Below are 3,720 nucleotides of genomic sequence, written 5' to 3'. Positions count from 1 at the left end.
GCTGTTTGTACATGGCCCGGTCGCGTTCTTCGGGTGCCAGCTCTTCGACCGCGGTCATCCCGGCGATGTCGCAGAACCCGCCCGCCGGGATCGCCTTGAGGCCGTACTCGGTCTCGCCGCGTCGGATCGACCAGAGGGTGGTGCCGAAACCGACGAAATAGCGGCGCACCAGCATGCCGGTGGCGCGCGCCACCCACATGTGGCCGCATTCGTGCAGCGCCACCGAGACCAGGATGGCAAGCGCGAACAGCGCAATGCCGACCACGAACATCATCGAGTTGTTGCTACCTCCCGTGTGATCACGCGCGCCACCTGCTCCCGGGCCCAGCGCTGCGCGTCGAGTACGTCGTCCACGGTAGCGGGTTCTCCTGTTTTCGCAGCCCACTGGTCTGCGGCGTGCAGCACATCGGCGATAGTGCCGACGACGGCCGGGAAGCCGATTCGGCCGGACAGGAATGCTGCTGCTGCTTCCTCGTTGGCCGCGTTGTAGACCGCGGGCATGCTGCCGCCGGCCTGGCCGGCCTCGCGGGCCAGCTCGACGGCGGGAAACACTGCGGCGTCCAACGGTTCGAACTCCCAGGTCGAGGCACCTGACGCAGGGGTGAAGTCGCAGGCCGCAGCCGCGCCGGGCACCCGCGCCGGCCAGCCCAGCGCCAGCGCGATGGGCAGCCGCATATCCGGTGGGCTGGCCTGAGCGATCGTCGAGCCGTCGACGAAGGTGACCATGGAATGCACGATCGACTGCGGATGCACGACGACGTCGATGCGCTCATAGGGCACCCCGAACAGTAGGTGGGTTTCGATGAGCTCGAGCCCCTTGTTGACCAGTGATGCCGAGTTCAGCGTGTTCATCGGGCCCATCGACCAGGTCGGGTGCGCACCGGCCTGCTCGGGGGTGACGTGCTCCAGGTCGGCTGATGTCCAGCCGCGGAACGGCCCACCGGACGCGGTCAGGACGATCTTGGCGACCTCGTCGGGAGTGCCGCCGCGCAGGCACTGCGCCATCGCGGAGTGCTCGGAGTCCACCGGCACGATCTGGCCGGGTGCGGCGGTCTTGAGCACCAACGGGCCTCCCGCGACCAAGGATTCCTTGTTGGCCAGCGCCAGCGTTGCCCCGGTCGCCAGCGCGGCCAAGGTGGGTTTGAGCCCCACTGCTCCGACCAGCGCGTTGAGCACCACGTCAGATGCGGTGTCTTCCACCAACCGGGTGACCGCGGCGGCCCCACGGTAGGCGACGTCGCCGATAGCGTCGGCGGCTCGCTCGTCGACGACGGCGATGCTTTTCACCCCGAACTCGGCGCGCTGTGCGGCCAGCAGATCGGGGCGCCCACCGCCGGCGGCCAGGCCCACTACCTCGAAGCGGTCCGGATTGGCGGCGATGACCTGCAGCGCCTGGGTGCCGATCGAGCCGGTGGAGCCCAGGATCAGCACTCTGCGGCGCTTCGTGGTCACCCGTTCATTGTGCCCCGGGTAGACGGTTAGCGGCGTGCCGGTGTAGTCGCCGAAGCACCACAGGTTGCCCGGTCGCCCGCGGCCGAGCCCAACTCGCCAGCCGGGTCAACACGGTAATGCGCCCACTGCTGTCACCATCGCAGGTCGACAACGTAGAAAACACAGCGCATGCTGCTCGACGTCGAGCAGCGCTGGACACCAGAGAGTCTGGCCGAAGTCGTAGGCCGGGCCGCGTACCGGACATTCCAAACCGGTTAACCATCGATATGCCAGAATGTCGATCAGTTGCCCATGCGAACAGAGGAGTCGAAGTGGTCGGCACCGAGGTGGAGCGTCACGCTGGGATAGATACCGCCGAGGTGCCCTCCGCGGCGTGGGGTTGGAGCAGAATCAATCACCGCACCTGGCGTTACGTCGGCTTGGGAATCTTCGGGTTTCTGCTGGCGATGCTGCGCGGTAATCACGTGGGCCACATCGAGGACTGGTTCCTGATCGGGTTTGCCGCACTGGTGCTCTTCGTCGTGGTGCGCGACGCGTGGGGTCGCCGGCGCGGCTGGCTCAGGTAGCCATAGCGCGACCAAGTTGCCGCGCCTGTTCGGCAAGCTTGGCGTCGAATGTTGCGACCGCGGCGTCACAGTGTTCAGCGGCGTAAAGCACACAGCAGTCAGGCATCTTCAGTCGGGTGATGCTGCGCAGCTCCCCTAGGCGACGACCGGCGTCGGCCAGGAGGGGCACCGGTTCGACGTCGAGTTGCTCCAGCAGCTGCTCGGCATATCCGGCCAGCCCGGCTCTGGACGCATCGGCGAAGATCTCGGCGAGCGTGATCACACTTGCTCCGAACCGGTGACCGCGGTGGGCCTGCAGTAGGGCGCCGGCCTTTTCGTGGTGCTGGTCTGCGGGCTCGAAGTGGCCGATCAACACACTGGCATCCAGGATGATCATTCGGGCCAGTCAGCACGCAGATCGTCCAGATAGCCGGCGCCATACACCCCCGCTAACGCCCCTTTGCTGTCGTCGATAGCCCGAAGTCGCGCCTCGTCGGCACTCTCCGTGGCTACTTGGCCCGCCTTGATGAGTCGGCGTAGCAGTGCGTTGGGTTTGTCGGCCAGCTGCGGCCATGCGCGACCGGCTACGCTGAGCGCCTCTTTGATGTCGTCGGTCTCAGTGATCGCGTGGCGGCGGTGGTGAGTCGGCACCGACGAAGTGTAACACCGACTGGTTAACGGTGTCGCACTGGTGCGGGATTGTCGGTTGAGAACAGCTACCGGCGCGCGCGTCGACGCCGGATACCGGCGAACGCACCCACGACGAGGACAGCCAGTGCCAGCACCCACGGCCACGCGCCGTGCTGCTGCACCCAGCCCGCAAGCGCGCCCTGGACGTGGCCAGCGGCGCTGATCACCGCATCCTCGGGATTGCCATGGGCGGTGAACAAACGCACCTCGTAGAGGCCGAAGTAGCCGACGTACAACCCGACCAGCACCAGCAATCCGCCGCTGATCCGGTTGACGAACGGCAAGATTCGCCGGATGCGTTCGGCCACCGCCGAACTCGCGAACGCTGCGGCGACGGCCAGCACACCGACGACCAGGGTGAGTCCCGCGACGTAGGCGAGATAGACCGATACGCTTCCAATCAGGGAGCCACCACGAAAACCCGCCGCGGTGACGGCCAAGAACGGGCCTATGGTGCACGAAAGCGAGGCCATCGCATAACTGACGCCGTAACCGTACATTGACCCCAGCCGAACCGTCGGAGCCCATCGCCCGCCCAACCGCTTTGGCGTCAACATCGTCAGCTCCCGCCCCAATAGCAGCCAAATCCCGAGTGCCACAAGAACAAAGCCGATCAGCACCGTCACGTAGGGCAGGTATCGTTGCACCGTCGAGGCCGCCGATATGGTCAGTGCGCCGAACACCCCGAACACCGTCAAGAACCCCAGCGCCATCCCGATACTGGCCGCCAGCGCACGGCCAAGCGCCATCAAGCCGGGCGGCACAGCCGCCAGCGTCTCCTCGCTGCCTTGCCCGCGCACCACCAGGATCAGATAAGCGGGCAGCAAAGCGAAACCGCACGGGTTCAACGCTGCCACCAATCCGGCGGCGAAGGCGAAGCCGATCAGTCCGCGGTCCACGAAAGCGTGTTGCCCTAGCCGGTCAGCGCGGCCACCTGGTCGGACAACTCCTGCTGCGACATCGCCGAAGTGGGGTTGTTCACGAAGGTGGAGGAGCCGTCCGAGCGGTAGAACACATACGCCGGTTGCCACGG

The 3,720-nt window shown here is 66.4% G+C and carries 6 protein-coding genes and 1 pseudogene; 1 reads left to right on the top strand and 6 read right to left on the bottom strand.

Annotation, left to right across the window (positions count from 1 at the left end; translation table 11 throughout):
* Both AC2VOP_RS09390 and dxr read right to left on the bottom strand, forming a co-directional pair.
* Positions 1-274 (bottom strand): site-2 protease family protein (locus AC2VOP_RS09390; protein WP_486953286.1); only part of this gene is annotated, 274 nt, incomplete at its 3' end.
* Positions 271-1,452 (bottom strand): 1-deoxy-D-xylulose-5-phosphate reductoisomerase, encoded by a 1,182-nt coding sequence (dxr, locus tag AC2VOP_RS09385; RefSeq protein ID WP_486960702.1) that lies wholly within the window; start codon positions 1,450-1,452, stop codon positions 271-273. The genes AC2VOP_RS09390 and dxr, both read right to left, overlap by 4 nt.
* Before the next feature lie 311 nt (positions 1,453-1,763).
* Between dxr and AC2VOP_RS09380 the strand changes: the two genes are divergently transcribed.
* Positions 1,764-2,018 (top strand): DUF2631 domain-containing protein, encoded by a 255-nt coding sequence (locus tag AC2VOP_RS09380; protein ID WP_486960701.1) that lies wholly within the window; start codon positions 1,764-1,766, stop codon positions 2,016-2,018.
* On the opposite strand, the gene AC2VOP_RS09375 is transcribed toward AC2VOP_RS09380, so the two are convergent.
* From AC2VOP_RS09375 to AC2VOP_RS09360, 4 genes and pseudogenes are all read right to left on the bottom strand, one after another.
* Positions 2,011-2,394, bottom strand: coding sequence for a type II toxin-antitoxin system VapC family toxin (locus tag AC2VOP_RS09375; protein WP_486960700.1), 384 nt, complete (start codon positions 2,392-2,394; stop codon positions 2,011-2,013). The two genes, AC2VOP_RS09380 and AC2VOP_RS09375, sit on opposite strands and share 8 nt — an antisense overlap.
* Complete coding sequence (locus tag AC2VOP_RS09370) at positions 2,391-2,648, bottom strand: hypothetical protein (protein WP_486960699.1); 258 nt, start codon at positions 2,646-2,648, stop codon at positions 2,391-2,393. The genes AC2VOP_RS09375 and AC2VOP_RS09370 overlap by 4 nt, the downstream gene beginning before the upstream one ends.
* Positions 2,649-2,713: 65 nt before the next feature.
* Positions 2,714-3,586, bottom strand: a complete 873-nt coding sequence (locus AC2VOP_RS09365) for a cytochrome c biogenesis CcdA family protein (RefSeq protein ID WP_486960698.1) — start codon at positions 3,584-3,586, stop codon at positions 2,714-2,716.
* 14 nt (positions 3,587-3,600) lie between these two features.
* Positions 3,601-3,720, bottom strand: a pseudogene (locus AC2VOP_RS09360) (protein disulfide oxidoreductase); the annotation flags it as partial.

Source organism: Mycobacterium sp. TH-M106 (assembly GCF_057473765.1).
This window is presented reverse-complemented; position numbering and strand designations above follow the sequence as displayed.

Excerpts from the sequence above, each read along its gene's own strand:
- AC2VOP_RS09375 (WP_486960700.1), bottom strand. The coding sequence starts at position 2,394 with ATGATCATCCTGGATGCCAGTGTGTTGATCGGCCACTTCGAGCCCGCA.